The sequence below is a fragment of the Streptomyces sp. NPDC033165 genome (assembly GCF_055577965.1).
Genome location: NZ_JBVIPK010000007.1, coordinates 159,023 through 185,095 on the forward strand (window position 1 = coordinate 159,023; position 26,073 = coordinate 185,095).

Genomic DNA, 26,073 nt, shown 5'->3' on the forward strand with positions numbered 1-26,073 from the left:
CGGTCACTGACGGAGTCCGGGGCCGCCGGGTTGGCACTCCCGGCCCCGGGCTCTTCGCCCGCCGGTTCCCCTACAGGTCGGCGGCGATGATCCGTTCGATGTTCCGTTCGGCCAGCGCGGTGATGGTGACGAAGGGGTTCACGCTGGTGTTGCCGGGGATGAGCGCGCCGTCGATGACGTACAGGCCCGGGTAGCCGTGCAGACGGCCGTAGTTGTCCGTGGCCCTGTCCAGGACCGCGCCGCCCAGCGGGTGGTAGGTGAGGTGGTCGCCCCAGATCTTGTGGACGCCGAAGAGGTCCGTGCGGTAGATCGTCCCTTCCTTCTGGTTGATCTTGTCGAAGATGGTCTTCGCGGCGTCGATGGACGGCTGCTTCCACTCCGTCTGCCAGTTCAGCTCGGCCTTGCCCGCCGCCGCGTTCCAGGTGAACCGCGCGCGGTGCGGGTTCTTGGTGATGGACAGGTAGAACGAGGCCCAGGTCTCGATCCCGGTGGGCAGCGGGGCGATCTCGGCGAACGCCCCTCCGGCGTCCCAGTTGTCGATGCCGCCGGTGGGGATGGACGACTGGACCTTCCCGGTCGGGTCCCACAGGTGGTTGGCACGGCCGCACATGACGTTGCCGTTGTCGCCCCAGCCCTTGCCGATCTCACTGTTGAGGAGGGGCAGGGCACCGGTGGCCTTCAGGGCGACCAGCAGCTTGCTGGTGCCCACGCTGCCCGCCGCGAAGAACACCTTGTCCGCGGTGACGGACTTGGTGGCCGTGGTCCGGCCGCCGGTGCTGAGCTGGTCGATGAGCACGGTGTAGCCGCCGCCCGGTGCCGGGGCGACCGAGGTGACCTTGTGGAGCGGCGAGATGGTAACTCGTCCGGTGGCTCTGATCCGGTCGATGTAGGTCTTCTGGAGCGACTTCTTGCCGTGGTTGTTGCCGTAGAGGATCTCGCCGTCCAGGGCGGACTTGGGGACGGCCCCGGCCGCCTCCTGCTTCATGTAGTCCCAGTCGTACACGGCGGGTACGAAGAGGAACGGGAAGCCGGAGCGCTGGGCGTGCTTACGCCCGACCCTGCCGTACCGGTAGCAGTCGACCGTGTCGAACCAGGCGGGGTCGATGGTGGTGACGCCGAGCCCGCTGTTGGCGCGCGGGTAGTAGGTGCTGTACATCTCCGCGGCGTTCACCGTGGGGAGGACGGACCCGAAGTGCTCCCGCTTGGGGGTGACGGCCATTCCGCCGTTGACCAGCGATCCGCCGCCGACGCCCCGTCCCTGGTAGACCGTGATGCCGCCGAACTCCTCGGCGTCGAGGATGCCGGTGTAGCAGTTGACGTTCTTGTCGAGCGGGAACCCGAGGAAGTTGCTCAGCGGCTGCTTGGTCCGGGTCCGCAGCCAGAAGGAGCGGTCGTCGGGCTTGGTGGTGTTGGCGAAAATCTTGCCGTCCGCGCCCGGGGTGTCCCAGGCCATGCCCATCTCGATCATGTGGACGTCCGTGCCGGCCTCGGCGAGCCGGAGGGCGGCCACGGAGCCGCCGTATCCGGTGCCGACGACGAGGACCGGCACATGCGCCCCCGAGCCGATCGGCGCCGCCGCCGGACGGACGCTCGCCCATGTCGGCGTGGCGTGCCCGGCGATCGCCGCAGCACCCAGAAGAGAACCTGTTCCAGTGATGAATCTTCGACGCGAGACGCCCTTGGCCTCACTGTTGTGCATGATAGCGTCACTCATGTGACATTCCTCACTCTCGACAGAGTGCAACAGGTTCTACTGTCAATCGTGTGGTAAGTCACGAGAAACTCAGGGGTAACTTCCGGCGCCCCTCCGGCAGGCGAAGCCGGGGCGCGCGCCGTTGCCGGGCGAGGCGACCGGGCAGGTCAGCGCCCCTCTTCCGGGGCGTGGGACAACTCCAGCGAGACGGGTTCGCTCTGCTGGTTGTGGGCGGTGACGTGAGTCGTGTGCCGCGTGAAGCGCAGGCCCATGGTGGCGAGTTCGTCGGGTTCGTGGAGGGCGCAGAGAAGCGCGGCGGCCGCCGGGAGCGTCAGGTCGGCGCCGGGGCCGTACCCCAGCAGGGCCGCGGTGTCCGGGGCGGTGCGGGCTGCCCGGCAGGCATGCGCGAGGACCTCGTGCGGGTCGTCGACGATCAGTTCGTCGATCTGGATCCGCTGCGCGCGTACGCGGAGATCGAGCGGGCGGGCGGGGGCCGGCATCGGGGCGGGAACAGCGCGCAGCGGACTCGGATGGTTCACGGGGTGGGCTCCAGGGTGGCGTCGGAGATACTCACCATGAGAGCGGCGTGCGGTCGTCGCAAGGTGCGTTGTATGCATTGCGCTCAGACTGTGCGGAGTGTCGAATAGATCGAGCCGGAGCGGGGAGGGAGCACCACGTGGCGCGTGAACGGTCGGGCCGGACGGCGCAGCACCTGGTCCTGGTGGCGCGCCTGCGGCACCTGCGGGAAGGCGCCGGTCTGTCCGTACCGCAGGCCGCGAAGCAGCTCGGCTGGCATCCGACGACGCTGCGGCGGCTGGAGCAGGCGCAGACCTCCCTCGATGTCGGGCAGGTCTCCGCGCTGCTCGGCCTCTACGGGGCGGGCGCGGCGGAGGCCGAGGACATCATGGGCCGGCTCAACGCCGCGAACATGCCCGGCTGGTGGCATCCATGGCGGGACGCGATGGACCCCTGGCTCATGGACCTGATGAGCGTGGAGTCCGCCGCGAGCGTCGTCCGCACCTGGGACCCGGCGCTCGTACCCCTGCTGCTCCGGACCCCGGCCTACGCCATGGCCGTGGACGCGGCCCTGCGGCCCGAACTGGGCACCGGGGCGCGGCAGCGGCGGGCCGACCTGCTGGCGGAGCGTCAGAAGCGGCTGCGTGAACAGCAGGCGCGGGTGTGGGCGGTACTGCCGGTCACCGCGCTGCGCTGCCGGGTCGGCGGCCCCGAGGTGATGCGCGAGCAACTGAACGCGCTTCAGAGGGCCGCCGGGCGGCGGGAGGTGACGGTGCAGCTGCACCCCGACGGCGCGCCGCCGCACCCGCTCACCGGGGTGCCGGCGCTGAGTCTGTACCGGGTGGAGATCCGGGAGATCGCGGATCACGTGGTCCGCGAGGGCGGGCTGCCCGGGACGGCGGAGGTCTGGGACACCAATCCGTCCGTACAGGAATACCAAGCAATGCTGGACATGTCGTGCGTGATGGCGATACGTCCGGCCCGAACCAGGGAGATTCTTCAGGATGAGTACGACCGGGAATGGGCTTGAACTGCCCGCACAGATCGACACGTCCGTCGCGCACAGCGCCCGGGTGTGGAACTACTGGCTCGGCGGGAAGGACAACTTCCCGGCGGACCGGGCGGCGGGCGACGCGTACAAGAACAAGTACCCGCTGATCGAGACCTTCGCGAAGGAGTCCCGTGACTTCCTGCGCCGGACGGTCACCCACCTCGCCCGGGACGCCGGGATACGGCAGTTCCTGGACGTCGGCGCGGGCCTGCCCACCGCGAACAACACCCACGAGGTCGCCCAGCGGATCGCCCCGGAGTCGCGGATCGTCTACGTCGACCACGACCCGCTCGTGCTGCTGCACGTCCATGCCCTGCTGACGTCCAGCCCCGAAGGCGCGACCGCGTACGTCGAGGCGGACATGCGCGACACGGACACCGTCCTGGCCGGGGCCGCCGAGACCCTGGACCTGACGCGGCCGGTCGCCCTGGTGATCTCGGACGTGCTCGGGCACATCGTGGACTGGGACGACGCGCTGTCCCTGGTACGGCGGCTGGTGGAGCGGCTGCCCTCGGGCAGCTACCTCTCGCTCTCGCACTCCACCGCCTCGGACGAGGCGCACCGCGCCGTGCAGGACGAGTACAACTCATCCGGCGCCATCCCGTACATCTTCCGGGAGCCGGAGACGACGATCGCGTTCTTCGACGGGCTGGAGATGGTGGAGCCGGGGATGGTGTCCTGGCCGAACTGGCGGCCCGACGCGAACACCGGCACCACCACGGCCCGGGCCGGGTGGGGGGCCGTCGCCCGCATCCCGTAACCCCTGTCCGCAACCGCCGCGCCGCGCACCGGGATGGACCGGTGCGCGGCGCGCTCGGCCCGCAGAGGCGTACAGCATGAGCACCAGAGGTACGGCAGAGCCCTTCGAAGCCGATCCGTTCCGCGCCCGCGATACACGGGAAGCCGCGGCGGACCGGCTCCTGCGGGCCGCCATGCGCTCCGGTGCGCACCTGATCAGCGAGGCCGCCACCCTGATCAACGGCTCGGCAGTGCTGGCCGACCCGATCGCCGGAGCCGTCTACAGCACCCCCGCCGTCGCGGCCGCCGCCGGCGTCCGGGCGGCGTCCCACCCGCAGGACCACCCGCACCACGTCCTGCGGCCGGCGGCCGGCGCCGTCCTCGTCCTGCACCCGGCGCCCGTCGTCCGCGCCGAGCACACCGCCCTCGTCGCCACCACCACCGCGGCCCTGCTGGAGGTCCGGGGGCAGCGCGCCGCCGAACTGCGCGCCGAGCAGATGCGGCTGCACTCCACGCTGCTCCGGCTGCTCCTGGGCGGCCACACCACCGCCGTCACCGACACCCTGGGCGCCGACGGCCTCACGCATGTCACGGTCTACCGGCTCACCGGCCCCGACGTTCCCACCGCCCACCAGGTCCTCTGGCGCGCCGCCCGCCCCTCCCTCGCCGGGCACAGCGGCTCCTGCGCCCTGATCGGCGAGCTGGACGGCGAGCTCCTGGTCGCCGAACTCCACCGCGGCCAGGACAACGGGCGGATCCTCCGCCTGGTCTCCCGGGTCAGTGAACGCCACCACCTCCTCGCGGGCCTCGCCGGACCGCTCCCGCTCGCGGACATGCCCACCGCGCACGCGGACGCGGCCGCCGCCCGGCACAGCGCCACCCCCGCCCACCGCGTCGTCCCCGCCGATGCCGTGGGCGCCACACAGCTCGTCCGCCTCCTGGACCCCGGCTCCTACAGCCGGTGGGCGGCCGCCGTCCTCGGCCCGCTCACCCCGCAGCACCGGCACCTGCTCCTGGTGTGGCTGCGCACCGGCAGCACCCCGCGCGCCGCCGCCGCGCTCGGTATCTCCGCCGGCACCCTCCGCACCCGGCTGCGCGAGCTGACCGCCCTGCTCGGCACGGACCTCGACGACGCCACCGTGCGGGCCCATCTCCTCCTCGCCCTCCGCGCTCCCGCCTCCGGCGACCACAACGGCCACGCTCACGACGGCGGGCAGGGGGACTCGGGCCCGACGCCGCCGGGAAGCCAAGCGGCCGCGGGCCCGTACGGTCCAGCCCGGTTGAAGACGCTGCCCGCCGGGATTCTCGACACCGCCCCCGCCCTCTCCTGGGCCACCGGTCTGGTCGGCGGTCTCGAACCGCACCTGCGGATCGCGCTGGCCTGCTGGCTGCGCCACCACGCGAAGACCGCGCCCGCCGCGACCGAACTGCACGTCCACCGCACCACCCTGACGGTCTGGCTCGCCCAGTGCGCCGAGCATCTCGACCGGAACCTCGATGACGCCGCCGTCCGCGCCGAGCTCCACCTCGCTCTCGAAACCACCGCGGCCACCGACGGCGCGGACGACCCGCGCGCCCTGCCCCGGCGCGGCGGCCGCACCTACCGGCGTACCTGACGGCGGCAGCGGGAAACGGCGGAAGGCGGTGCCACCGCGCGAACGGGTGGCACCGCCTTCCGGGTCTCCGCGCCTCGGTCAGTAGGCGCCGAAGACGTTGTCGATGGAGCCGTAGCGGTCGGCGGCGTAGTTGCACGCGGCGGTGATGTTGGCGACCGGGTCGTAGCTGTCGGTCGAGGTGCCGGGCACGTGGTAGGCCTGGAAGGTCGGGTCGATGACCTGGAGCAGGCCCTTGGACGGGGTGCCCTTGGCGGCGTTGGAGTCCCAGTTGTTGATGGCGTTCGGGTTGCCGGAGGACTCGCGCATGATGTTGCGGTGGATGCCCTCGTAGCTGCCGGGGATGCCGCGCTCGGCCATGATCGCCAGCGACTCCTTGATCCAGCCGTCGAGGTCGTTCGTGTACGCGGTCGGCTTCTCGGCGGCCGGGGCGGCCTTCGCGACCGGGGCCGCGGCGCGCTCGGAACGGTCGGCGCGGTCAGCCGACTCACCGCGGGCGGCGCTCGCGGAGGCCTTGCCGGACTTGTCCTCCGACGGGGCGGCGGCCTTGGCGCCGATGGTCAGCGTGAGACCCGGGTGAATGAGGTCGGGATTACCGCCGACGACCTTCCGGTTCCCTTCGTAGAGCTTCTTCCAACCGCCGCTGACGGAATATTCGCGGGCGATCTTGGAAAGGGTTTCCCCGGCCGCCACGGAATGCTTGGCGGGCGCGGACTTCACGGCGGACCCGGAAGCGGCCTTGGTGGCGGAATTCACCTGGGCGGCCACGGAGACCGGGGCCACGGCCTGCTGCTGGGCGGCCGGGGCGGGGGCCGCGAAGGCGGTGGTGGCGCCGATCACCGGGAGAGCGAGAACGGCTCCGCCCGTGGTCACGGCGGCGAGGCCGCGGCTCAGCGAGGTGGACTTGGGACGGCGGTGCTTACCCTGTGCGGGCATGGGGAATTTCCTCTCCGGCGCCTGCGAGGTGAGCTGTCGGGTTCAGACGGGAGATGTCTGGCCGCATGGGCATGCGACTTCACCCCAAGCCGTTCCGGTAACGGTTCGGCGACTTACCTGGGTCCCCCGCTCCTGCCGTACGTGAGTGGGTTTCGGATTCCCGGACGGCGGCAGGATTCGGCGTTCCATCCGGATTGACGGTGACCGTAGGCGAGAAACGCCGAACGGAACAAGCCCCGCATTCCGCATCGCTGTTTTTCCGCATGATCGAAACAGGGGATTTCCGACGGGGGCCGCACCGTCACCGCGTCAACTTTCTTCGCACAGAAGGGAACCGAACCCTCCGGATCACCGTCCGCGCCCCGCGACGTGACGCTCACCACTTCCACCGGAGGTGGCGAAAACACGGCCAGGCAAATGCCTCAAGCGCCCTAATAAGCCCTTTACGGATGAGAGTTCCAAAGGAGGTAAATCACCCATATCGATATGGCGAAATGGACTTATCGGGCACGCTGGTCAGGGCCGGTCGAAGCGCTCGCCGGGCGATCGCTTACGGTGTGGGGTGGAGACTAGTAAGCCAACCCTTACCTCCGACGTACGCTGTACCTGCCCGCGTTCGCCCGCCCCGAAGGAACACCACGCCATGACACGCCCCGTCCGCGTCGCCATTGTCGGAGCCGGCCCCGCCGGTATCTACGCTGCGGACGCGCTGCTCAAATCCGAGGTCTGCCAGGACCCGGGGGTCTCCATCGACCTCTTCGAGCGCATGCCCGCGCCCTTCGGCCTGATCCGTTACGGCGTGGCCCCCGACCACCCCCGGATCAAGGGCATCGTCAAGGCCCTCCACCAGGTGCTGGACAAGCCGCAGATCCGCCTCTTCGGGAACGTCAGCTACCCGAACGACATCGGCCTGGACGACCTGCGCTCGTTCTACGACGCCGTGATCTTCTCCACCGGCGCCGAGGCCGACCGGGCTCTCGACATCCCCGGCATCGACCTGGACGGCTCCTACGGCGCGGCCGAGTTCGTCTCCTGGTACGACGGTCACCCCGAGGTCCCCCGCACCTGGCCGCTGACCGCGGAGAAGGTCGCCGTCCTCGGCGTGGGCAACGTGGCGCTGGACGTGGCCCGGGTCCTGGCCAAGACGGCGGACGAGCTGCTGCCCACCGAGATCCCGGACAACGTGTACCAGGGCCTCAAGGCGAACAAGGCGCTGGAGGTTCATGTCTTCGGTCGGCGTGGCCCGGCGCAGGCCAAGTTCAGCCCGATGGAGCTGCGGGAGCTGGACCACTCCCCCAACATCGAAGTCATCGTCAACCCCGAGGACATCGAGTACGACGAGGGCTCCATCGCCACCCGGCGGGAGAACAAGCAGGCCAACATGGTCGCGCAGACCCTGGAGAACTGGGCGATCCGCGATGTCGGCGACCGCCCGCACAAGCTGTTCCTGCACTTCTTCGAGTCCCCCGTCGAGATCCTCGGCGAGGACGGCAAGGTCGCGGCGCTGCGCACCGAGCGCACCGAGCTGGACGGCACCGGCAATGTCCGGGGCACCGGAGAGTTCACCGACTGGGACGTGCAGAGCGTCTACCGCGCCGTCGGCTACTACTCGGAGGAGCTGTCCAAGCTCCCCTTCGACGTGGCCTCCGGCACCGTCCCGCACGAGGCGGGCCGGGTCATCGCCGGGGACGAACACATGGCCTCGGTCTACGTCACGGGCTGGATCAAGCGCGGTCCGATCGGCCTGATCGGCCACACGAAGGGCGACGCCAACGAGACGGTGGCCTGCCTCCTGGAGGACCGCGCCGCCGGTCGGCTGCCCGAGCCGGCGACGCCCGCCCCCGAGGCCGTCGAGGCCTTCCTGGAGGACCGGGGCGTGCGGTACACGACCTGGGAGGGCTGGCACAGGCTGGACGCGCACGAGCAGGCGCTCGGCGCGGCCCAGGGCCGTGAGCGGATCAAGGTCGTGGAGCGCGAGGGCATGCTCAAGGCCTCGGGCGCCTGATCGTCGGCCGGGCGCCCCGGGCGCCGGACCTGACCGTCGGCCGGGCACGTCCCGGCGGACACCGCCCGGCCCTGGACGGGGCCCTCACCGGTCCCGACCGGGGCTGACGTCCGTCCGGGCGGGACCCGGGGCCGCCGTGCCGCCATCCGTGCGGGGCCGGCCCCGGGCCTCGGCCGTGCGCCCCGGCTCCGCACCCCGGAACGTCCGCCACAGGTCCGGTCCGGGGGTGTGCGCCTCGGCGGGCCGACGGACCGTCGAGGTCCCGGCCCAGCGGGCGGCCAGCAGGATCGCGATGTCGTCGGGGCGGTCGATGGCCGCTCGTGCCTCCCCGATGACCTGGTCGGCCGTGTCGGCCAGCGGGACGGCGCCGATGCGTTCGATCGTGGCGCGCAGCCGCTCGATCCCCTCGTCGATGTCGGTACCGGGGCGTTCGATCAGGCCGTCGGTGAAGAGCGCGAGCATGGCGCCCGGTTCGAGCCGCATCTCGGTGACCGGATAGACCGCCTGTCCGTCGATCCCGAGCACGATGCCGCCGGGCAGGTCCAGCACCTCCGTCCGGCCGTCGGGCCTTCGCAGCACGGGCTGCGGATGCCCCGCCCGTACGACACGGGCCACCCCGGTCGCCGGGTCGAGGACCACGTAGCAGCAGCTGGCGAACTGGCCCGGGTCGAGGTCGATGAGCAGCCGGTTCGTCCCGCTCATCACCTCCTGCGGGTCGTGGTTGCTCAGCGCGAACGCCCGCACCGCACTGCGGAGTTGGCCCATCGTCGCGGCGGCGGCGACACCGTGGCCCTGGACATCGCCGATGATCAGCGCGAGTTCGTGACCGGTCTCGATGACGTCGTACCAGTCGCCGCCCACCTCCATGCCCTGGGTGCCGGAGAGATAGCGCCCCAGCGTGTCCACCCCGTCGACCTCCGGCAGCCGGTGGGGCAGCAGGGCGTCCTGGAGTCCGCGGGCGAGGGCCGACTCACTGTCGTAACGCTGGGCGCGCTGGAGCGCCTGGGCGATGAGCCCGGCCAGCGCGGTCAGGACCGTGCGCTCCTCCGGGCTGAAGCCGCGCGGCCGGTCGAAGCCGAGGATGCAGGAGCCCACCGGCCGCCCCGAGGCGATCAGCGGCAGGAAGGCCCGGGCCCCGACGTCCGCGTCGATGGGGATGCCCGGGTAGGCCTCGGCCAGGTGCTGCATGGACTCGAAGAAGATCGGGCGGCCGGTGGTCAGGGTCTCCACCCCGGGAATCCTGACGTCGAGTCCGACCCCGTCGAAGCGGTCGAGGAAGCCCTTGGGGAACCCCGTCTCCCACGCCAGGTGCAGATGACGCTCGTTCAGCAGATAGATGGCGAGCTGGCGGCCGCCGAACGCGGGCAGCAGTTCCTCCGTGACCACGGCGGAGACCTGACGGGCCGTGACCGCCTCGGTCAGCGCGATGGCGAGGGCCACCGGACGGTAGAGCGCGGAGGAGCGGTCGGCGGTGGAGCCGATGCCCAGGCCGGGGGCGGTGACCGATCCGGGGGCGTAGGCCGGCCGGTCGGTCGCCTGGAGGACGACGCTCACCCCGTCGTGGCCCGGATACAGGGAGACGGACAGCCAGCGGGAGGGCGGGCGGCGGGCGAGGAAGTGGACGGGCTCGTGGGCGATCATGGCGGCCCGGTAGTGGTCCTCGTACGCCTCGTGCCCGAACCACGGCAGGGCCTGCCACACCAGACGGCCGACGAGCTCCGTGCGGGAGTGCCCGAGCAGCTCTTCGGCGAGTCCGTTGGCGTAGGTGATCCGGCCGAGCCGGTCCAGGGAGAGGACGCCCCGGGGCAGCCGGTCGGCGGCCTCCGGCACGACGGGGCCCGCGCCCAGGTCGACCAGGAACCCGGTCAGATGGCTGGAGTCGGCGTCGCCGTCCGGGTGGGTCCAGCGGCCGGAGAGCTCCAGCAGATGGGACCGGCCGTCGGGGCCGCGCAGCCGCATGCGGCGGACGACCGGTTGTGCCGACTCCACCGTCTGCCGGGCCAGGGCCCACAGCCCGTACACGTCCTCGGGGACCAGCCGCGCGGCCAGTGCGTCGACGGTGCCGGGAAAGGCGGCGGGCTCGAAGCCGAGGATCGCGCACAGTTCGTCGTCGGCGGCGACCTGCCCGGAGTGCAGGTCCCAGTCGAAGCGGCCGACCCGCACCGGGGGCGCGGTGGCGGCGGGCAGCTGCACGGGGACCGGCTCGGTCTCCCATACGCAGTCGATGCCCCGCCGCTCCAGATCGGTGAGCGCGTCACCGAGCCGCTGGCCGTGCCGGTGGAGCCGGTCGCCGTCGGCCGCGGCGATCGGCCGCCCCGGGGTGGAGGCCCGCAGAACGGCCAGTACGCCCATGCTGCCGAGGGGCCCGGTGACGGGGACCCACAGCGAACCGAACGGGAACGGCAGCCCGGCCATCAGCTGCGGGAAGCGCCGCATCGCCTCCTCCGCGTCGGCGAGCAGTACGGGCCGCCCCGAGCGGTAGGCCTCGGAGACCGGGAAGGGGCGGTTCACATGCATCCGCCACCAGGGCCGGAACAGCGGGCCCGGCAGTCCGGCGAGTACCGCGAGCCGCAGCAGCCCCGGCGTCCCCGTGCGCAGGTACACCCCGCCCGCGTAGCCGTCGGACGACTCGACGGCGCTGACCAGGGACTGCGCGAGGACGAGGGACAGCTCGTCCGGTACGCGGCCGTCCTCGCCCGCCCCGTCCGTGTCCCCGCTGCCGGCGGGCGGGGTGTGCCGGGTCGTACCGTGCCGGGTCACACAGCCAGGATGCTCCCGGTCAGGGGGGCCTCGCACCTCCGGCACGACCGGCCGCCCCCCCGTCGGCGGCCGGTCGCGGGTGCGGAGGTCAGTACATCTTGGCGACGGCGGTGCGGGTCGTCTTCCTGAATCCCCCCAGCGGCGCGCCGTCCAGTTCGCCGAGCTGGCCCCACTCGACGACGGTCACCGCACGGCCGTCGCGGCCCACGGAGTAGAGGCCGATGTCGGTGGAGCCGACCTCCGGGTAGGAGGTGTCGATGCTGTAGACGTGCGCGCCGTCCGCCACGTTCACGCGGCCGTGGTAGAAGGCCTCGCCCTCCAGACCCGGGTCCTGCTCCTTGAGCCGGTCGAGGCAGGTCTCCAGCGAGGTCCGCAGCTTCGCCGCGAGCGCCTTCGCCTTCGCGGTGGTGGGGGCGACGGTGATGGTCTGGCGGGCGCCGGTGTCCAGCTCGGTACGGAATTCCCGGTGGCGGGTACCGGCGGCCGGGGTGGCCTCGCCGGTGCACACGGCCCCGTACTCGGGCAGGCCCTTGCGCACCGGACCCGCGGTCCACGGGGTGAGCGACGCGGGCAGCTCCTTGGCGCTGAGGAACTTCGGAGCGGGGGCGGGAGCGGGGGCCGCGGCGGCGGGCACGGGGGCCAGCGCGGTGGCGGCCAGGCCCGCGGCTGCGGCGGTCAGGAGTGCGGTGCGGATCATGTGCATGGTGAAGCTCCCCGTTCGGGCGGTCGGTCGTGTTCCCGTACGGGAGTCGCAGGGGAACGGGCACCAGCCTGGGCGGCCGCCCCCGATCCGGACAAGCGCGACACTGCTTCCGGCCGGGCTGGAACCGTCCCACCCCCGGTGACGTGGGTGTTCCCGGAGGGCTGGAACGCCCTGGGACGGCTGTGAGGAGGTCGAGCGGCTTGAGTGACGGTGACGAGGCCGAGGGGTGCGCGCGTGACGCGCTGGCGGAACGGCTGAGCGCGCTGCGGGAGGGCTCGGGCCGGACGTACGCCTCGCTGGCCCGTCGCGTCGGGGTCAGCGGATCGACGCTGCACCGGTACTGCACCGGGCGGACGGTGCCGGCGGAGTTCGCCGCGGTGGAACGGCTGGCCCGGCTGTGCGGCGCACCGGGCGGGGAACGGGAGGCCCTGCACCGCCTGTGGCTCCTGGCGGACGCGGAGCGCCTCGACCGGCAGGGGGCGGGGGACGCTGCGGCGGAGCCCGTACGGGAGACTCCCGGCGCGGGGCAGGCCGCCGGTGGGGAGGCTGAGGCTGTACGGGAGACTCCCGGCGCGGGGCCGGTGCGGGCCGGGGAGCCTGGGGCGGGGGCGAAGGCCGTACGCGAGAGCTCCGCGCCCGGACCAGGCGACAGGGAAAGCACCCGGCCCGGGGCGTCGTACGGCGTCAAGGGCCGGGCCGTCCCCGCCGCGCCGGGTCGCTCGCGACGGGTGCGCCGGTACGGGCAGGCGCTCGCCGCCCTCGCCGCGGCCGTTGTCGTCCTCGCCCTGGTCACGGGCTTCGGCGGGACCCGGTTGCCGTTCCTGCCGGGGCAGGAGCGGCAGCCGTCGGCGGCCCAGGGGCCGGGCGTCCCCCCGGGCGCCGTCCCGGAGCCCTCTGCCACGGACGGCGCACCCGCGCCCGGGACACCGTCGGACGGTCCGTCGGGCGGTCCCCGGCCGACAGCGCCGCCCGAGGTCGCACGGCAGGAAGGAGTACCCGGGCCGCCGGGGTCCTCCCCGGAGCCGGAGCCGGGGCCGGACCAGGGCACCGGAGCCGGGCGGGCGCCGTTCACCTGGACCAGCGACGACCACGCATGGAAGTCCGGCTGCGGCCACTCCTATCTCGTCGACCGCGCGCCCGCGGCCGTCCCGCCGCCCCCGGTCGAGGCCGACGGGGCAGCCTGGGCGAAGGCTCTCGGCGCGGTGCACGCGGGCGACACCAGGGTCCGGATCACCGTTCAGGGCCGGGACGAGCGGGCCGTGGTGCTGGAGGCGCTGCGCATCCGGGTCGTCGAGCGCGGGACGCCCGTCGGGGGCCGGGTGTACCGGATGAGCCCCGGGTGCGGCGGGGCGCTCACCCCGCGGGTGTTCGACGTCGACCTCGACGTACCCCGTCCCGTGGCGCGATCGGTCCCGGGCAACGACTCGGGCGTGCCGATCGAGGCGGTCGCCTTCCCGTACCGCGTCTCGGCCTCGGACCCGGAGGTCTTCCTCGTCACCGGCCGCACGGTCCGCTGCGACTGTTACTGGTTCGCCGAGCTGGCGTGGAGCAGCGGGGGCCGGTCCGGGACGGTGCGCATCGACGACGACGGGCGCCCGTTCCGTACGAGCGGGGCGCGGGGGCGGCCCGTCCACGACTACGACACGGACAGCGGGCGCTGGGTCGCACGGGAGGAAGCCGACGAGGCCGAGGAGCCGCCGTCCTCCTGACGCGGTGAGCGGGATCGCGGAGGCGTACGGGCCCGGGTGCGGCCATGCTGGTGACAGGCGGCGCGCGCACGGCTGGAGGTGAGGTGGGATGGACCCTGTCACCGCTCTGCGGCGGATCGCTTTCCTGCTGGAACGCTCGCAAGCCTCCACCCACCGGGTGAAGGCCTTCCGGAGGGCAGCCGCCGTCGTGGACGCGATGGACGTCGGGGAGGCGGCCGAGCGGGCGGCCGCGAACTCCTTGGAGAGGGTCGCCGGGATCGGCCCCCGTACGGCCGAGGTGATCGGCGAGGCCCTGGCCGGCGGGGTGCCCGCCTATCTGGACCGGCTGGAGCGGGAGGCCGCGGCGGAACCGGTCCCCGAGGGAGGCCGGGAACTCCGCGCCCTGCTGACCGGCGACTGCCATCTGCACTCGGACTGGTCGGACGGCGGCAGCCCGATCGAGGAAATGGGCCGGACGGCGGCGGAACTCGGGCACGCGTGGGCCGTGCTCACCGACCACTCGCCCCGGCTGACGGTGGCGGGCGGCCTGTCGCCCGAGCGGCTGCGGCAGCAGCTCACGGTGGTGGAGCGGCTCAACGAGGAGTGGGCTCCGTTCCGGCTGCTGACGGGCATCGAGTGCGACATCCTCCCGGACGGTTCGCTCGACCAGGAGCCCGAGCTGCTGGAACGGCTCGACGTGGTGGTGGTCTCCGTCCACTCCAAGCTGCGCATGGACCCGGGCCCGATGACCCGGCGTCTGGAAGCGGCGGTGCGGCATCCGCAGGCCAATGTGCTCGGCCACTGCACGGGCAGGCTCCTGGACGGTCGCGGGAGGCCGGAGTCTCGGTTCGACGCGGGCCGGGTTCTCGCCGCCTGTGCGGAGGCGGGGACGGCGGTGGAGATCAACTGCCGCCCGGAACGGCAGGATCCGCCCCTGCGGCTGCTGCGCGAGGCCGAAGCGGCGGGCGTGCTGTTCTCGATCGACACGGACGCGCATGCTCCGGGGCAGCTGGACTGGCAGCTGTCGGGCTGTGCGCGCGCCGAGGAGTGCGGGATCCCGGCCGAGCGCGTGGTGACGACGTGGAGCGCGGAGCGGCTGCTGGAGTGGGCCGGGTGACGCGTACGCACGGCACGTGCGGTGCGTACGGTCGGCAGGCGGCGACGGCACCCGCCCCGGGCGGGACCGGGACGGGTGTGCACGGGAACACGTGCACAGCCTGAGATCTCCACCGAACCCGGGGCGGTTCAGGTGCCCGCCTGGCGTGAAGGAATCGTGGTCACGTCCTGCGCCCGGACCGAAGATTCCACTCTGTCACACCCATGCCCGGCGCCGTTCCTCTGAGGTACGAGGTATCTGGAAGCGGCTCCACGGGTCATGGTGTTCCTGCGGTGCCAACGAGGAACACCGCGACGGGGGAGGGAATTTCCATGAAGCGCGTGTTCGCTTCAGTGTGCCTCGTCATGGCTGCGTTATCCGCCACGACCGGGTGCACGGACAGCAACGGGACAAAGGCCAAGGGGCTCTCCCGGTCCGATGGGATGAACACCGAGCAGGGGCGCGAGTCACGCCCTGTCCGCGAGCTCACCCACGCGGACCAGCTCCGCATCGATGACGCGGTCCAGCGGCTGATCAGCAAGTGCATGGAGCGACAGGGGTTCACCTACCGCGAACGCAGGCCACTGACCCTGGAGGAGAGCCGCCCGACCGGCTATGTCCAGGACGATGTGGCGTGGGCCCACAAGCACGGCTACGGCAGCCGCATCGCCGAGAAGAGCAGCCGCGCCCGGGCGAAGGACCCGAACATCGCCTACCGCAAAGGCCTCTCCGCTGAGCGTCGCAGGGCCTTCGACACAGCGCTCGACGGCGGCCCGACGGCCCGGGTCATCGTCGCCGACGTCCCAGGCGGAGGCACGATCCGCAAACGTGCCGACGGCTGCATCGGCGAGGCCGAGCGGAAGCTGTACGGCGATCTGGAGACGTGGTTCGTCGCCGAGAAGGCCGCCGACAGCATCCGGCCTCTCTACGTGGGAGAACTGCTGGCGGACGAGAAGTTCGCCCGCGCGGTCCGCGCCTGGTCCCGTTGTATGCAGAGCGCCGGGCATCCCTATCGGGACCCGGGCGAGGCCCGGCAGGCAGCAGGACAGGCAGACTTCGGGACCGAACTCCGTATCGCCGTCGCCGCCGCCACCTGCGCTCGCCAGACCTCGCTCAAGACCATCGGCCGGCAGCGGGAGGCCCACTACGTCGATCAGCTGAGGACCGAGTTCGGGGGCGCCCTGGACACGGCCCAACGTCTGCGGCACCGGGCCCTGACGCGCGCCGAGCAGATCGTCGAACCGCGCGAGTGACCAGTCGCGCTCCCCGCGCGTCGCCTTCCGGACCCGGAGGGTGTTCCCTCCCCCTACCAGCCTCCGCGCCAAGAGGCGCGGATCCCCTGCCCCGAGTGAGGCAGGTCAGAAAACAGCGAAGGAGTACAGACATGCGCAAGGTTGGTACAGCATTCGCCGCCTTCGGCTTGGCAGCCCTGGGCCTCACCGCCTCGGTCGGCACTGCTCAAGCCGCGGACGGCTGCAACAGCAAATGGCCGGGCCGCGACGGCTACGTCCGTGCCTGGGACGGCAAGGACTGCCAAGGCACCCTCCTGGGCGGGACGCAGGGGAACGACGGCGACTGGGGCGATGGGGCCGGCGCGTTCCGGGGGTCCGACGACAACAGGGCGTCGTCCGTCATGAACAGCGGCTACTACGGTGGCAGGGACGTCGTCGCGTTCTACTGGATCGGGGACAACTCGGAGCCGTGGAAGTTCGGCTACGGCTGCCTGAAGCCTGGCGAGTTCTACGTGGACGACCTGAGCCGCAACCGGTTCACTCCGGCCCCCAGCGGAACTCGCTACAACATGAACAACTCCATCTCCTCCCACCGCTGGGTAACCGCGGGCGACTGCCGCGCGGGCAGCTTCATCAGCTGATCCTCGCGCTACCGCCGTACAGCAGGCTGGGCCGCATCTCCGACCGGGGTGCGGCTCGCCTCTGCGTGATCGTTTGGCTCACCGGTTCACACGTGCGACCGGTCGCCGGACGAGCGGGGCGACCCGGTGTCGCCGCTGCGGTGGACGACGAAGTCGACCCGGCGCCTGGCCGCCGAGCCGACCCGGCGGGGCCACCGGGTCTCGGCGGATACGGTCGCGGGCCTGATCGGCAAGCCCTACCTCCGCGGTCTTGGGGTAGAGGGCCCCGCCGCCGTCGTGCTCTGCTGCTCGCTCCGGTCCCGGATCGTCCGGGACTTCTTCGCCAGCCGCTCCTTCTCCTGCGGGTCGCTCGCGCGCTCCGCGGCCTCGGCGAGCTGCTGGGCCTTCTCACGCATCTGCCGAGCCAGGTCGGCGGGTTCGTCCGAACCGCTCATCACCACTCCTTGGACGCTGGGGACGCTGGGGACCACTGCCCCCCAGCGAACCAGTGACCGGCCGCATCCGCATCCCGCGCCGCCCGCCGGGCCCGGCGGAAGCGGTCGCCGGGCCCGGCGGCGGTCAGTCGGGCTGCCTGCCCAGCCGCTTCAGCAGGGCGCGCAGCCGGGGGTGGTGCGCGTGGGCCTCGGCCGAGCGGCGGTCCAGCTCCTCGCCCAGGCGCTTGGTGCGCTCGTCGATGTCGAGTTCGGCGAGCACCCGGTCGATCTCGGCGAGCAGCGCCCCGTGCAGCTGCCACTGCCGAGGGTGCTCCTGGACGTCCTCCAGAAGGAGGTCCGCGACCCGGTCGCGGGTGGCGCGGCTGCGTACGAGGGCGTCGGCGAGGCGTTGCTCCGCCTCCTCGGCGTCGGCGGCGAGCTGGGTGGTGACCAGGACGGCGAAGCTCTCGATCGCCTCGGCGAGCCGGCCGAAGAGCTCCCGGAGCAGCTCCGCCACATCGGCCGGGAACAACGACTCCTCCGTACGGGCCTTGGCGAGGTCGGTGAGAGTGCGGGAGAGGACCCGCAGCACGACCGCGCAGATCTCCAGGGTGTCGAGCCCGGACCGCAGGACGACCCGGTGGAGCAGCCCTTGTCTCACTCTGGGGTTGAGGGTGAGACTTTCCTCCGCCTGGCGCAGGGAAGCGTCGACCTCGACGATGTCGTGGTCGAGCCTGCGGGCCTCGTGGAGCCGGGCGGCGGCCCTGGGTACGGGGTTGTTGCCGACCACCTCCTCGCCCATGCTGCGGAGCATCGTGCCCATACGGGTGGCCAGCGACTCGATGGAGGAGCCCGCCGTCCTCACCCAGACCGGTGGGGCGAACACCAGGTTGAACAGCAGGCCCACGACGGCGCCGATCAGCGTCTCCCACACCCGGTCCCAGGCGGTGTCGGCGACCTGGGAGACGCCGAGCACGAGCATGGCGCTGATCGCCACCTCGGGAACGAACTCGTTGACCCGCACCAGCCTCCCGATCAGGAGCGAGGTGAAGATGGTGAGGCCGAGGCTCCACCAGGTCAGTCCCACCAGGGAGCTGAAGGCGATGGCGATGAGCACGCCGACGACGACGGAGTTCACCCGGCGGACCCCGGTGGTGAGGGTCGCGTACAGGGTCACCTGGACAACCAGGAGCGCGGTGAGGGGCGCGGTCAACGGGGCCGGTTCGGGCAGCGTCCACACGGCCACGGAGTAGGCGATGACGGCAGCCGCCGTGGACCGCAGGGTCTGTACCCCGGCGGGTTCCGTGGTGCGCTGCACAAGTTTGACGACAGGGGCGGAGACTCCAGGCATTCCTTGACGGTGCCCCGCTTTCCGGGCGCGGCAGCACTTCTCCCCCGCCGGTGCGCCCGTACGGCCCCGCACCCGGACGGCGTGCGCGCGGAAGCGTACGGAGAGACCCTGGGGGCATGGCTGTTTCGCACCCCCAAGAACTGCGTCCTCCCGGTGAGACCCCACCGGCCGAGGGCTCCATCAGCGAAGCCCACGAGGAACGCGCGGACGGCGGCCTCTGGGAGCACCCGGCCGTGTGGACCGGCCTGATCGTGGTGGGCGCGCTGGTGGTCGCCGGGTTCTTCATCGCCCGGATCTTCGGCTACGGATGAGCTCCCGGGTGTCCACTTCGGCGCGGCGGACCACCGACGCGCTGCTGGCGGAGTGCGGGCGGACGTACGCGGCGGAGGCGGGAATCCGGCTGCGCGACACACCGCAGCCGCTGTACCAGCTCCTGGTGCTGAGCCACCTGCTCAGCGCACGCATCCGCGCCCCGGTCGCGGTGGCGGCCGCGCAGGCGCTGTTCGCGCACGGCATGCGCACCCCGCGCCGGATGGCCGAGGCGACCTGGCAGCAGCGGGTCGACGCGCTGGGCGAGGGCGGCTACCGGCGCTACGACGAACGGACGTCCACCCAGCTCGGGGAGGGTGCGGAACTCGTCCTCGACGTGTGGGGAGGGGATCTGCGGCGACTGCGCCGGGAGGCCGACGGCGACGACGGGAAGCTGCGGGAGGGACTCCAGCGGGTCCGCGGAATCGGACCGGCCGGAGCGGACATCTTCGTACGCGAGGTGCAGGCGGTCTGGCCGGAGGCCGGACCCTGGATCGGCCGGAAAGGAATCCAGGGCGCCGAGCGGATCGGGCTGCCCACCTCCCCCGACAGGCTGGCGGAGGTGGCGAGGGGCCGGGACGGGGCGGCGTTCGCCGCAGCCCTGGTCCGGGTGGCCCTCGACCAGGACCTCGCCGCCGCGGTCCGGGAGAGGACACGCGGTGACTGAAGGCCCGTCCACTGGCGAAAGGGCCGCCCGCACCGCATGCGGCGTCGGGGAGGGTGTCCGGCGAATCATGACCGGGTCCGCCGGACACCCCCTGGGGGGCGGCCCCATTCGCACCGGCCTCAGCCGTGGGAGGCAGTCCGCGCTGCGCGTGCCTGGGCCTCCTCGCGGCGGGCCTTGGCCTGTTCCCTTCTGCCCTCGGCCTTCATCCGCTCATTGTCGAGGGCGATGCCGTCCGATTCCTTGATCATGCCTTTGAGCCTCCGCGCTTTGGCGCGGGCTATGTCGGTGCTCTTTCCCACAGCTGCCTCCACGGCGCGAGGGGGATACGCGCCTCTCCCTCCACTATGCGTACCCGCGCGGCAGAACGCAGGGGCCGCGGTCCGGCGGCTACAGCAGCGGCTCCTCGCCTTCGTCCGGACCGCCGCCCTCGACCCGCAGGGCGAGGTCCTGGAGGACGTCGGCCGAGGTCACGTCCGTCTGCCCGGAGTCGTGCACCTGCGCCAGCATCGTGAACGCGAGGGTGAACGCGCTCACCAGCTGTTCGACCGCGCCGCCCACCTCGCGTCCGACCACGGCCACCACCTCCTCGACGGAGAAGTCGTCGGGGATGGCGATGTGGGGCATCGTCTCGTTCAGCAGGGCCGTGACGGCGCCCGCTCCCGCGTCCAGGTCTTCCCGTTCGAGGTCCGCCTCCAGCAGGCGCTGCATTTCGCGCGCCTCTGTGAGGATGCCGATCACGCGCTTCACGACTTCCCGTTGCTCCATGGGCGCGAGCATAGGGCGTGCGGCCCGGGCACCACGTCCGGTCCGCACGGCCCGGGCCTCGGGCGGTGTCGCGTACGGCGACGATGCCGTTCGGGCTCCCTCTCGTGGAAGCAGCACCCCTGATCAGCCGACCGGCCGCGCGGGCACCCCGTGGCTGCTCAGCGCGGCGGGATCCGCTTGCGCGAGCGGCTCTCCCGCATCGCCTGCCGGATTTCGGCCGCGGTGGCACGCGCGCGCTCCGGGGTGGCGGTGTGGTCGGCGACCGAGGTGACGAAGCGGTGCAGGGGCTGGCGGCAGCGGGGACAGGCCGCGTCGGTGGTGAGGAGGTACCCGTCCTCGCACTGCCGGTCGGGGCACGAGCCGGGCCGCAGCAGCTGTTCGGCGATGTCCTGCGCGCTCCAGCGGCGGCGGCCGTCCTCGTCCAGCTCGCCCAGCGCGTGGGCCCAGCGCAGGTTCCAGCGGCGTTCGATGCGCTCGCGGAGCTGGCCGGCGCTGCGGGTGGCGATCTCCTGGTGGATGAGGTCGTGGACGGTGCTCGGCACGCGGCCGCCGAGCGCCTGGAGGAGCTGGGGCGGCAGGGCCTGGAGGACGTAGCCGCGCGGGTTGCTCCTGGCGCTCTCCCGCCAGCGGTCGCAGCCGCAGGACCCGTCGGGCCGCTTCCGTGCGTGGCAGCGGCCGCACAGTCCGCGGCACTCGGCGCACAGTCCGCCGTCGAGCCCGTCCAGATGCGGGGCGGGGGCCCGGCCGCACGCGTGGCAGCAGGCCGCGCACGGACCGCAGAGCCGTTCGTTGCCCGCCTTGGTGGTCCAGATCCGCATCTGGCACCGGCAGCAGAGGCCGGTGTTGCAGTGCTCGTGGTGCGCGGCGCCGGAGTGCCGGCCGGGAGGCGGAAAAGACATCTGCCCATTGTGCGGGATCAGCCGGTGCGCTCGCGGACGATCCCCCACCGCTCCCCGGAACCCTCCGCTGTCAGGGGTGCAGGCTGCTGACCAGGTCGGCGGTGGCGCCGACGCCGTCGTGGATCGTCGGCGCCATGCTCGTACCGGCCAGGAAGAAGCCGAGCAGGGCGCAGACCAGTGCGTGCGAGACCTTCAGACCGCCGTTGCGCAGAAAGATCACCGCGAGAATCACCAGAAGCAGCACCAGTGAGATCGAAATGGCCATGACCAACCTCCTCCGCCGCGCCTGATTTGCGGCATTCGGCCGCCAGTGTGGCGTAGCGGAGGGACCGTTCGGCGGACTGGCGTGTCCGCCGAACGGGTACTTCCGGGAGGTGACGCGTTACGGGGTCGGGCCGGCGTCCCGTCGGGCGCGCAGGAAGCGTCGCAGCCCCGCCAGATCGTCGGTGTTGAGGTGGTCGACCCCGGCGGCCAGCAGTTCGGTCCAGACGGCCGTCCGCTCGGGGCCGGGCAGGTCGGGCGTGGCCCAGAAGCGGATGCGGCGGCCTTCGCGGTGGGCGGCGGCGACGAGGGTCCGGAGCCGGTCGCGCTCGGCCCGGGGGAAGGGGCCCGCGCCGAGCCAGCCGAAGGTCTGGGTCCAGTTGGCGCTGACGAGCGGGGCGAAGGAGGCGGGGGCCGGGGTGCCGAGATCGTCGAGGCGGCCGTCGTAGAACGCGTAGCGGGTGCGCTGGGCCTCCATGGGGCCGCGGGCGGTCCGGTCGCCGGAGATCACGGCGGTGACCGCCCCGGGGTGGACGCGGCCGTGGCCGCACCGGGTCAGGATGCGGCGGTGGCGGCGCAGCTGCCGGTCCAGCTCGCGGTAGGCGGCGACGCCGTCGGCCTTGATGTCGATGAGGAGTTGCAGCGGGGCACGGTGGCCCGGGTGGACACTGCCGTGCCCGGCGCGGACCAGGGCGGCCAGGGGGTCCAGGTAGAGCGAGGCGAGGGTCCGGGTGGGGTCGAGCTCGGCGGGCTCATGGGCGACGAGCAGCTCCCCGTCGACCAGGAAGATGTCCGCCTCGACGCTGGTGAACCCGTGCGCGAGGGCGTCGAGGAGCGGTCGGGGGTGCAGGTAGTCGTTGTGCGCGTGGGCGTGGCGTAACGGACGCGGGCCGCGTGGGCGGGCGTGTGCGGCGGTCGCCGTCGCGGTGGGGACGGCGACGCCCGCGGCGGCGGTGGCGAGGGCGACGGTGAGCGCGCGGCGGCGGGTGGGGTGGGCCATGGAGACTCCCTGAGCGGACGGGCGAGGGGACGAAGGAGGGGGGCGGTCGCGACGAGTATGGAGGCGCACCCACCAATACGTCAGGTACCTGACATTCGTTCGGCGATGCTTCACGCCCCGGACACCTACGCCCCGCGCCTCCCGATGCACACGCCCCGGCAGGGCGTCGCCGCGGCCGGAGAATCCGACGGACGGGTCCCTCAAGGGCTGACGGCCGCACGCACGGCAGGCACGCGGGCCCTTCACCCGGCAGGAACGCTCTCCGCGCTCCGCTCGCCCCAGCGCACCGTACGGTCGCACCAGCGCTCCAGCAGCACCCGGTCGTGGCCGACGGCCAGCAGGGCGGCCCCGGAGTCGGAGCGGTAGCGCTCGACCACGGCGACCAGGGCGGCCGTCGTGGACGCGTCGAGCATCGCGGTCATCTCGTCGCAGATCAGCAGCCGGGGCCGCAGCACCAGGGCCCGGGCCAGGCAGGCCCGTTGGAGCTGGCCGTCGCTCACCGCGTGCGGGCGGCGCTCCAGGAGTTCGTCGGAGAGGCCGACCAGCGGGGCGAGTTCGGCCACCCGTTCCGGGACCTCGTGGCGGCGCCCGGTGGACCGCAGCGGCTGGGCGATCAGCTCGCGGAGGCTGAGCCGGGGGTCGGCGGAGAGCCGGGGCTGCTGGAAGACGACGCCGATCGCCGTGCGCTGCTCCTGCGGGGCGCGGTGCCGCCAGCCGCGTACCACGGTGCCGTCCAGGGTCATGGTTCCGGAGTCCGGGCGGTGGAGGAGGGCGGCGACCTTGGCCAGGGTGGACTTGCCGCAGCCGCTGGGGCCGAGGAGTCCGACCGCTTCACCCGGGCCGACGTGCAGGGAGACCTCGCGGACGACGGGGTCGCGGCGGTCGTATCCGGCGGTGATCCGGGTCAGCTCAAGCATCGGCGGACTCCTTCGTCGGGGAGTGTGCGCGTCCGGTCAGCCCGTGGTGGCAGGCGAGGTCCGCCGTGAAGTCCGGGCGTTCGCCGGTGCAGCGGGCGTCGGCGTACGCGCAGCGGGCGGCGAAGGCGCAACCCTCGGGCAGCGCGCCCAGCTCCGGGGGCATGCCGGGGATCGGGGCGAAGTCCCGTTCGGGCAGGGCGTCCAGGAGGCCCTTGGCGTAGGGGTGGCGGGGGCCCGGGACGCCGAAGAAACCGGGGGCGTCCGCGATCTCGACGATCCGGCCCGCGTACATCACGGCGACCCGGTCGGCGATGCGTTCGGCGGCGGCCAGGTCATGGGTGATGATCAGCAGCGCCCGGCCCTCGTCGGTGTGGCGGCGCAGTTCGTCCACCGTCCGCTCGACGAGATCCCGGTCGAGTCCGGTGGTCGGTTCGTCGGCGAGCAGCAGCGGGGCGTCGCCGATCAGGGCGAGGGCGGTGGCGGCGCGCTGGGCGAGGCCGCCGGAGAGTTCGTGCGGGTAGCGGTCGAGGTGGCCGTCGGGGAACGAGGCGCGGGCCGCGGCTGCCACGGCCGCCTTGTGCAGGGCGCTCCCCCTCGCCCCGGTCAGCTCCCGCAGCGTCTCCTCCAGCTGGGCCCGCACGGTGCGCACGGGGGTGAGGTGGGCGGCGGGGCTCTGCGGTACGAGGCCGATGCGCCGTCCCCGTACCGTACGGGCGAGGGTGCGTTCACCGGCGGTGAGCAGGTCCGTGTCCCCGCCGAGGACGGCGCTGCCGGTGGTCTCGGCGTTGGCGGGGAGCAGCCCGAGCAGGGCGGAGGCCAGGACGGACTTGCCGCAGCCGCTCTCCCCGACCAGGGCCAGGCACTCCCCCGCCGCGACGGAGAAGCGGGCGTCGCTGACGGCGGCGATGTCCCGGCCGCCGCGCATCCGGAAGCGGACGGAGAGGTTCTGGACGTCGAGGACCGGCGCGCCGGTGTTCTCGCGGTCGTCGGTCACAGCATCAGCTCCGATTTCCGGCGCGGGTTGATCCGGTCGCGCCACGCTCCGGCGAGACCGGCCAGCGCCAGGGTCGGGATGATCAGGAAGAGGCCGGGGAAGAGCGTCGGCCACCAGTCCCCCGCGAGCAGCGAACCGCGCGCGGACTGGACGAGGTTGCCGAGGCTCGCCTGGTGGGCCGGGAGCCCGAGGCCGAGGAAGGACAGCGCGGACTCGTGCCACATCGCGTGCGGCACCATCAGCACCGCCGCGAGACCGGCCTGCGGGAGCACCCCGGGCAGCAGGTGCCGCACGATGACCCGGGTGCGCGAGGCCCCGCCGGAGACGGCCGCGTCGATGAAGGGGCGCGAGCGCAGCGAGAGCACCTCGGAGCGGACGATCCGGGCGGTGGAGATCCAGTGGGTCAGGGCGACCGAGATGACGACCGGCCAGACGCCGGGCCGGAACATCGCGACGATGAAGATGCCCAGCAGGAGATGCGGGATGGAGGACAGGGCGTCGACGACCCGCATCACGATGCGATCCGGCCAGCCGCCGAACGCCCCGGCGAGCGCACCGATCGCGGTGCCGATGACGGTGGCGGTGAGGGCGGCGACCAGGCCGACGAGCAGCGAGACGCGGAGTCCGTAGACGCAGCGCAGCAGCAGGTCGCGGCCGACGTCGTCGGTGCCGAAGGGGTGGGCCCAGGACGGCGGGTGGAGCTTGTTGGAGAGGTCGACGGCCTGCTGGTCGAGCTGGGCCAGCGGCGGCACGATCAGGACGGCGAGCGCGACGGCGGCGACGATCACCACGGAGGTGACGACCCGGACGCGGCGGGTGGTGCGGCCCGGCGGGGCGAGTGCGGTCTCAGCCATCGAAGGCCACCCGTGGGTCGGCGAGCCCGTAGAGGAGGTCGGAGAGCAGGTTGCCGAGCAGGACCGCGGCGGTGGCGAGCACCGTGAGCGCGGCGAGCAGGGAGAAGTCGACGGAGGTGGCGGCCTGCACGGTGGCGGCGGCGATGCCGGGCCAGCTGAAGACCGTCTCGATGAGCAGGGCGCCGGTGATGAGTTCGGGGACGCGGGAGCCGATCAGGGTGAGCATCGGCAGCATCCCGGAGCGCAGCGCGTGGCCGAGGAGCACGGTGCGCTCGCTCAGCCCCCGGGCGCGGGCGCCGCGGACCGGGTCCTCGGCCAGGGCGTCGGTGACCCCTTGGCGTACGTAGAGGAAGAACCACGGCAGCTGGGAGACCCCGAGGACCGCCGCGGGCAGGACGAGGTGGGAGGCGACCTGGCCGAAGGTGATGGATTCGCTGGCGGTGTCGGTGAGTCCGCCGGCCGGGAGGACGTCCAGCTTCAGGGCGAAGACCCAGATGGCGAGCAGTCCCAGCCAGAAGGCGGGGGCGGCTTCCAGGGTGTACGCGGCGGAGCTGACGCCCCGGTCGAGCCAGCCGCCGGGCCTGCGGGCGGCGAGGACGCCGAGTCCGGTGCCGAGCAGGATCGCGATGAGGAAGGCGGTGGCGGCCAGCAGGACGGACCAGCCCAGGCGCTCCGCGATGACGTCGGCGACGGGCTGGCGCATCACGCTGGAGTCGCCCAGATCGCCCTGGAGGGCCGAGGTCAGCCAGTTCCACCAGCGGGCCACCAGCGGCTGGTCGACGCCGAGGTTGGCCCGGAGCTGGTCCAGGTTCTCCTGGGACGCGGTGAGTCCGGCGGTGCCCGCGTACGCCTTGACCGGGTCGAAGGGGGACGCGGCGGCGACGGCGAACACGCCGAAGGTGACGGTGAGGAGGACCGGGACGGCGAACAGGGCCCGCCGTCCTGTCATCCTCGCCATCGGCCCCCAGGGG

The 26,073-nt window shown here is 72.7% G+C and carries 26 protein-coding genes, 1 pseudogene and 1 riboswitch; of the genes and pseudogenes, 11 read left to right on the forward strand and 16 right to left on the reverse strand.

The window, feature by feature from the left end; all coding sequences use genetic code 11:
• Positions 1-70 precede the first annotated feature (70 nt).
• Both ACZ5WC_RS18715 and ACZ5WC_RS18720 read right to left on the reverse strand, forming a co-directional pair.
• Entirely contained in the window at positions 71-1,714 is a 1,644-nt protein-coding gene (locus tag ACZ5WC_RS18715; RefSeq protein WP_468541818.1) for a GMC oxidoreductase, read from the reverse strand.
• 146 nt (positions 1,715-1,860) lie between these two features.
• Entirely contained in the window at positions 1,861-2,232 is a 372-nt protein-coding gene (locus ACZ5WC_RS18720) for a hypothetical protein (RefSeq protein WP_468541819.1), read from the reverse strand.
• A gap of 137 nt (positions 2,233-2,369) precedes the next feature.
• Between ACZ5WC_RS18720 and ACZ5WC_RS18725 the strand changes: the two genes are divergently transcribed.
• From ACZ5WC_RS18725 to ACZ5WC_RS18735, 3 genes are all read left to right on the forward strand, one after another.
• Positions 2,370-3,239, forward strand: a complete 870-nt coding sequence (locus tag ACZ5WC_RS18725) for a helix-turn-helix domain-containing protein (RefSeq protein WP_468541820.1) — start codon at positions 2,370-2,372, stop codon at positions 3,237-3,239.
• Complete coding sequence (locus ACZ5WC_RS18730) at positions 3,214-4,020, forward strand: SAM-dependent methyltransferase (protein WP_468541821.1); 807 nt, start codon at positions 3,214-3,216, stop codon at positions 4,018-4,020. Before ACZ5WC_RS18725 ends, ACZ5WC_RS18730 begins: the two co-directional genes overlap by 26 nt.
• Before the next feature lie 76 nt (positions 4,021-4,096).
• Positions 4,097-5,614: a PucR family transcriptional regulator gene (locus ACZ5WC_RS18735; protein ID WP_468541822.1), complete on the forward strand. Its 1,518-nt coding sequence runs from the start codon at positions 4,097-4,099 to the stop codon at positions 5,612-5,614.
• A 78-nt stretch (positions 5,615-5,692) separates the two neighbouring features.
• Here ACZ5WC_RS18735 and ACZ5WC_RS18740 read toward each other — a convergent pair whose 3' ends face one another.
• On the reverse strand, positions 5,693-6,547 hold the full coding sequence (locus ACZ5WC_RS18740) for a transglycosylase SLT domain-containing protein (protein ID WP_468541823.1): 855 nt from the start codon (positions 6,545-6,547) through the stop codon (positions 5,693-5,695).
• 3 nt (positions 6,548-6,550) lie between these two features.
• A riboswitch (cyclic di-AMP (ydaO/yuaA leader) is annotated at positions 6,551-6,709 on the reverse strand.
• A 481-nt stretch (positions 6,710-7,190) separates the two neighbouring features.
• Here ACZ5WC_RS18740 and ACZ5WC_RS18745 point away from each other — a divergent pair.
• Complete coding sequence (locus ACZ5WC_RS18745) at positions 7,191-8,552, forward strand: FAD-dependent oxidoreductase (RefSeq protein ID WP_468541824.1); 1,362 nt, start codon at positions 7,191-7,193, stop codon at positions 8,550-8,552.
• A gap of 84 nt (positions 8,553-8,636) precedes the next feature.
• Here ACZ5WC_RS18745 and ACZ5WC_RS18750 read toward each other — a convergent pair whose 3' ends face one another.
• Complete coding sequence (locus tag ACZ5WC_RS18750; RefSeq protein WP_468541825.1) at positions 8,637-11,312, reverse strand: SpoIIE family protein phosphatase; 2,676 nt, start codon at positions 11,310-11,312, stop codon at positions 8,637-8,639.
• Positions 11,313-11,400: 88 nt separating this feature from the next.
• Positions 11,401-12,015, reverse strand: a complete 615-nt coding sequence (locus ACZ5WC_RS18755) for a hypothetical protein (RefSeq protein WP_468541826.1) — start codon at positions 12,013-12,015, stop codon at positions 11,401-11,403.
• A gap of 200 nt (positions 12,016-12,215) precedes the next feature.
• Here ACZ5WC_RS18755 and ACZ5WC_RS18760 point away from each other — a divergent pair, with 200 nt between their 5' ends.
• The 5 genes and pseudogenes from ACZ5WC_RS18760 to ACZ5WC_RS18780 all read left to right on the forward strand — a co-directional run.
• Positions 12,216-13,724, forward strand: a complete 1,509-nt coding sequence (locus ACZ5WC_RS18760) for a helix-turn-helix domain-containing protein (protein ID WP_468541827.1) — start codon at positions 12,216-12,218, stop codon at positions 13,722-13,724.
• An 88-nt stretch (positions 13,725-13,812) separates the two neighbouring features.
• Positions 13,813-14,820: a PHP domain-containing protein gene (locus tag ACZ5WC_RS18765; protein ID WP_468541828.1), complete on the forward strand. Its 1,008-nt coding sequence runs from the start codon at positions 13,813-13,815 to the stop codon at positions 14,818-14,820.
• A 344-nt stretch (positions 14,821-15,164) separates the two neighbouring features.
• Positions 15,165-16,052, forward strand: a complete 888-nt coding sequence (locus tag ACZ5WC_RS18770; protein ID WP_468541829.1) for a hypothetical protein — start codon at positions 15,165-15,167, stop codon at positions 16,050-16,052.
• Between the two features lie 131 nt (positions 16,053-16,183).
• The gene (locus ACZ5WC_RS18775) at positions 16,184-16,672 is read left to right on the forward strand and encodes a hypothetical protein (protein ID WP_468541830.1); all 489 of its coding nucleotides are present in this window, start codon (positions 16,184-16,186) and stop codon (positions 16,670-16,672) included.
• 105 nt (positions 16,673-16,777) lie between these two features.
• Positions 16,778-16,900, forward strand: a pseudogene (locus ACZ5WC_RS18780) (ISAzo13-like element transposase-related protein); the annotation flags it as partial.
• 8 nt (positions 16,901-16,908) lie between these two features.
• On the opposite strand, the gene ACZ5WC_RS18785 reads toward ACZ5WC_RS18780, so the two are convergent.
• Both ACZ5WC_RS18785 and ACZ5WC_RS18790 read right to left on the reverse strand, forming a co-directional pair.
• On the reverse strand, positions 16,909-17,106 hold the full coding sequence (locus ACZ5WC_RS18785; RefSeq protein ID WP_468541831.1) for a DUF6381 family protein: 198 nt from the start codon (positions 17,104-17,106) through the stop codon (positions 16,909-16,911).
• Positions 17,107-17,230: 124 nt separating this feature from the next.
• The gene (locus ACZ5WC_RS18790; protein WP_468541832.1) at positions 17,231-18,436 is read right to left on the reverse strand and encodes an FUSC family protein; all 1,206 of its coding nucleotides are present in this window, start codon (positions 18,434-18,436) and stop codon (positions 17,231-17,233) included.
• A gap of 116 nt (positions 18,437-18,552) precedes the next feature.
• Between ACZ5WC_RS18790 and ACZ5WC_RS18795 the strand changes: the two genes are divergently transcribed.
• Together ACZ5WC_RS18795 and ACZ5WC_RS18800 are read left to right on the forward strand one after the other, a co-directional pair.
• Positions 18,553-18,747 (forward strand): DUF6480 family protein, encoded by a 195-nt coding sequence (locus ACZ5WC_RS18795; RefSeq protein ID WP_311122560.1) that lies wholly within the window; start codon positions 18,553-18,555, stop codon positions 18,745-18,747.
• A complete protein-coding gene (locus ACZ5WC_RS18800; protein ID WP_468541833.1) occupies positions 18,744-19,412 on the forward strand; it encodes an endonuclease in 669 nt (222 codons plus the stop codon). Before ACZ5WC_RS18795 ends, ACZ5WC_RS18800 begins: the two co-directional genes overlap by 4 nt.
• Before the next feature lie 119 nt (positions 19,413-19,531).
• Here the strand turns inward: ACZ5WC_RS18800 and ACZ5WC_RS18805 are convergent, their stop codons facing one another.
• The 9 genes from ACZ5WC_RS18805 to ACZ5WC_RS18845 form a co-directional block, all read right to left on the reverse strand.
• Positions 19,532-19,711, reverse strand: a complete 180-nt coding sequence (locus ACZ5WC_RS18805; protein ID WP_468541834.1) for a CsbD family protein — start codon at positions 19,709-19,711, stop codon at positions 19,532-19,534.
• An 88-nt stretch (positions 19,712-19,799) separates the two neighbouring features.
• Complete coding sequence (locus ACZ5WC_RS18810; RefSeq protein WP_468541835.1) at positions 19,800-20,189, reverse strand: hypothetical protein; 390 nt, start codon at positions 20,187-20,189, stop codon at positions 19,800-19,802.
• A gap of 146 nt (positions 20,190-20,335) precedes the next feature.
• A complete protein-coding gene (locus tag ACZ5WC_RS18815; RefSeq protein ID WP_468541836.1) occupies positions 20,336-21,076 on the reverse strand; it encodes an FYVE zinc finger domain-containing protein in 741 nt (246 codons plus the stop codon).
• A gap of 70 nt (positions 21,077-21,146) precedes the next feature.
• Complete coding sequence (locus ACZ5WC_RS18820; protein ID WP_096627319.1) at positions 21,147-21,341, reverse strand: hypothetical protein; 195 nt, start codon at positions 21,339-21,341, stop codon at positions 21,147-21,149.
• A gap of 117 nt (positions 21,342-21,458) precedes the next feature.
• Entirely contained in the window at positions 21,459-22,337 is an 879-nt protein-coding gene (locus ACZ5WC_RS18825) for a phosphatidylinositol-specific phospholipase C/glycerophosphodiester phosphodiesterase family protein (protein ID WP_468541837.1), read from the reverse strand.
• A 242-nt stretch (positions 22,338-22,579) separates the two neighbouring features.
• Positions 22,580-23,254, reverse strand: coding sequence for an ABC transporter ATP-binding protein (locus ACZ5WC_RS18830; RefSeq protein WP_468541838.1), 675 nt, complete (start codon positions 23,252-23,254; stop codon positions 22,580-22,582).
• Complete coding sequence (locus ACZ5WC_RS18835) at positions 23,247-24,248, reverse strand: ABC transporter ATP-binding protein (protein WP_468541839.1); 1,002 nt, start codon at positions 24,246-24,248, stop codon at positions 23,247-23,249. Before ACZ5WC_RS18835 ends, ACZ5WC_RS18830 begins: the two co-directional genes overlap by 8 nt.
• Positions 24,245-25,102: an ABC transporter permease gene (locus ACZ5WC_RS18840; RefSeq protein ID WP_468541840.1), complete on the reverse strand. Its 858-nt coding sequence runs from the start codon at positions 25,100-25,102 to the stop codon at positions 24,245-24,247. The genes ACZ5WC_RS18835 and ACZ5WC_RS18840 overlap by 4 nt, the downstream gene beginning before the upstream one ends.
• Positions 25,095-26,060 carry an ABC transporter permease gene (locus ACZ5WC_RS18845; protein ID WP_468541841.1) on the reverse strand — a complete coding sequence of 322 codons (966 nt, stop codon included), beginning with the start codon at positions 26,058-26,060 and terminating at the stop codon, positions 25,095-25,097. Before ACZ5WC_RS18845 ends, ACZ5WC_RS18840 begins: the two co-directional genes overlap by 8 nt.
• Between the last annotated feature and the right edge of the window lie 13 nt (positions 26,061-26,073).

Coding starts and splice junctions, on each gene's coding strand:
- ACZ5WC_RS18715 (WP_468541818.1), bottom strand. CDS start 1,714: ATGAGTGACGCTATCATGCACAACAGTGAGGCCAAGGGCGTCTCGCGT.
- ACZ5WC_RS18730 (WP_468541821.1), top strand. CDS start 3,214: ATGAGTACGACCGGGAATGGGCTTGAACTGCCCGCACAGATCGACACG.
- ACZ5WC_RS18735 (WP_468541822.1), top strand. CDS start 4,097: ATGAGCACCAGAGGTACGGCAGAGCCCTTCGAAGCCGATCCGTTCCGC.
- ACZ5WC_RS18740 (WP_468541823.1), bottom strand. CDS start 6,547: ATGCCCGCACAGGGTAAGCACCGCCGTCCCAAGTCCACCTCGCTGAGC.
- ACZ5WC_RS18745 (WP_468541824.1), top strand. CDS start 7,191: ATGACACGCCCCGTCCGCGTCGCCATTGTCGGAGCCGGCCCCGCCGGT.
- ACZ5WC_RS18755 (WP_468541826.1), bottom strand. CDS start 12,015: ATGCACATGATCCGCACCGCACTCCTGACCGCCGCAGCCGCGGGCCTG.
- ACZ5WC_RS18765 (WP_468541828.1), top strand. CDS start 13,813: ATGGACCCTGTCACCGCTCTGCGGCGGATCGCTTTCCTGCTGGAACGC.
- ACZ5WC_RS18770 (WP_468541829.1), top strand. CDS start 15,165: ATGGCTGCGTTATCCGCCACGACCGGGTGCACGGACAGCAACGGGACA.
- ACZ5WC_RS18775 (WP_468541830.1), top strand. CDS start 16,184: ATGCGCAAGGTTGGTACAGCATTCGCCGCCTTCGGCTTGGCAGCCCTG.
- ACZ5WC_RS18785 (WP_468541831.1), bottom strand. CDS start 17,106: ATGAGCGGTTCGGACGAACCCGCCGACCTGGCTCGGCAGATGCGTGAG.
- ACZ5WC_RS18790 (WP_468541832.1), bottom strand. CDS start 18,436: ATGCCTGGAGTCTCCGCCCCTGTCGTCAAACTTGTGCAGCGCACCACG.
- ACZ5WC_RS18795 (WP_311122560.1), top strand. CDS start 18,553: ATGGCTGTTTCGCACCCCCAAGAACTGCGTCCTCCCGGTGAGACCCCA.
- ACZ5WC_RS18800 (WP_468541833.1), top strand. CDS start 18,744: ATGAGCTCCCGGGTGTCCACTTCGGCGCGGCGGACCACCGACGCGCTG.
- ACZ5WC_RS18810 (WP_468541835.1), bottom strand. CDS start 20,189: ATGCTCGCGCCCATGGAGCAACGGGAAGTCGTGAAGCGCGTGATCGGC.
- ACZ5WC_RS18815 (WP_468541836.1), bottom strand. CDS start 21,076: ATGTCTTTTCCGCCTCCCGGCCGGCACTCCGGCGCCGCGCACCACGAG.
- ACZ5WC_RS18820 (WP_096627319.1), bottom strand. CDS start 21,341: ATGGCCATTTCGATCTCACTGGTGCTGCTTCTGGTGATTCTCGCGGTG.
- ACZ5WC_RS18825 (WP_468541837.1), bottom strand. CDS start 22,337: ATGGCCCACCCCACCCGCCGCCGCGCGCTCACCGTCGCCCTCGCCACC.
- ACZ5WC_RS18830 (WP_468541838.1), bottom strand. CDS start 23,254: ATGCTTGAGCTGACCCGGATCACCGCCGGATACGACCGCCGCGACCCC.
- ACZ5WC_RS18840 (WP_468541840.1), bottom strand. CDS start 25,102: ATGGCTGAGACCGCACTCGCCCCGCCGGGCCGCACCACCCGCCGCGTC.
- ACZ5WC_RS18845 (WP_468541841.1), bottom strand. CDS start 26,060: ATGGCGAGGATGACAGGACGGCGGGCCCTGTTCGCCGTCCCGGTCCTC.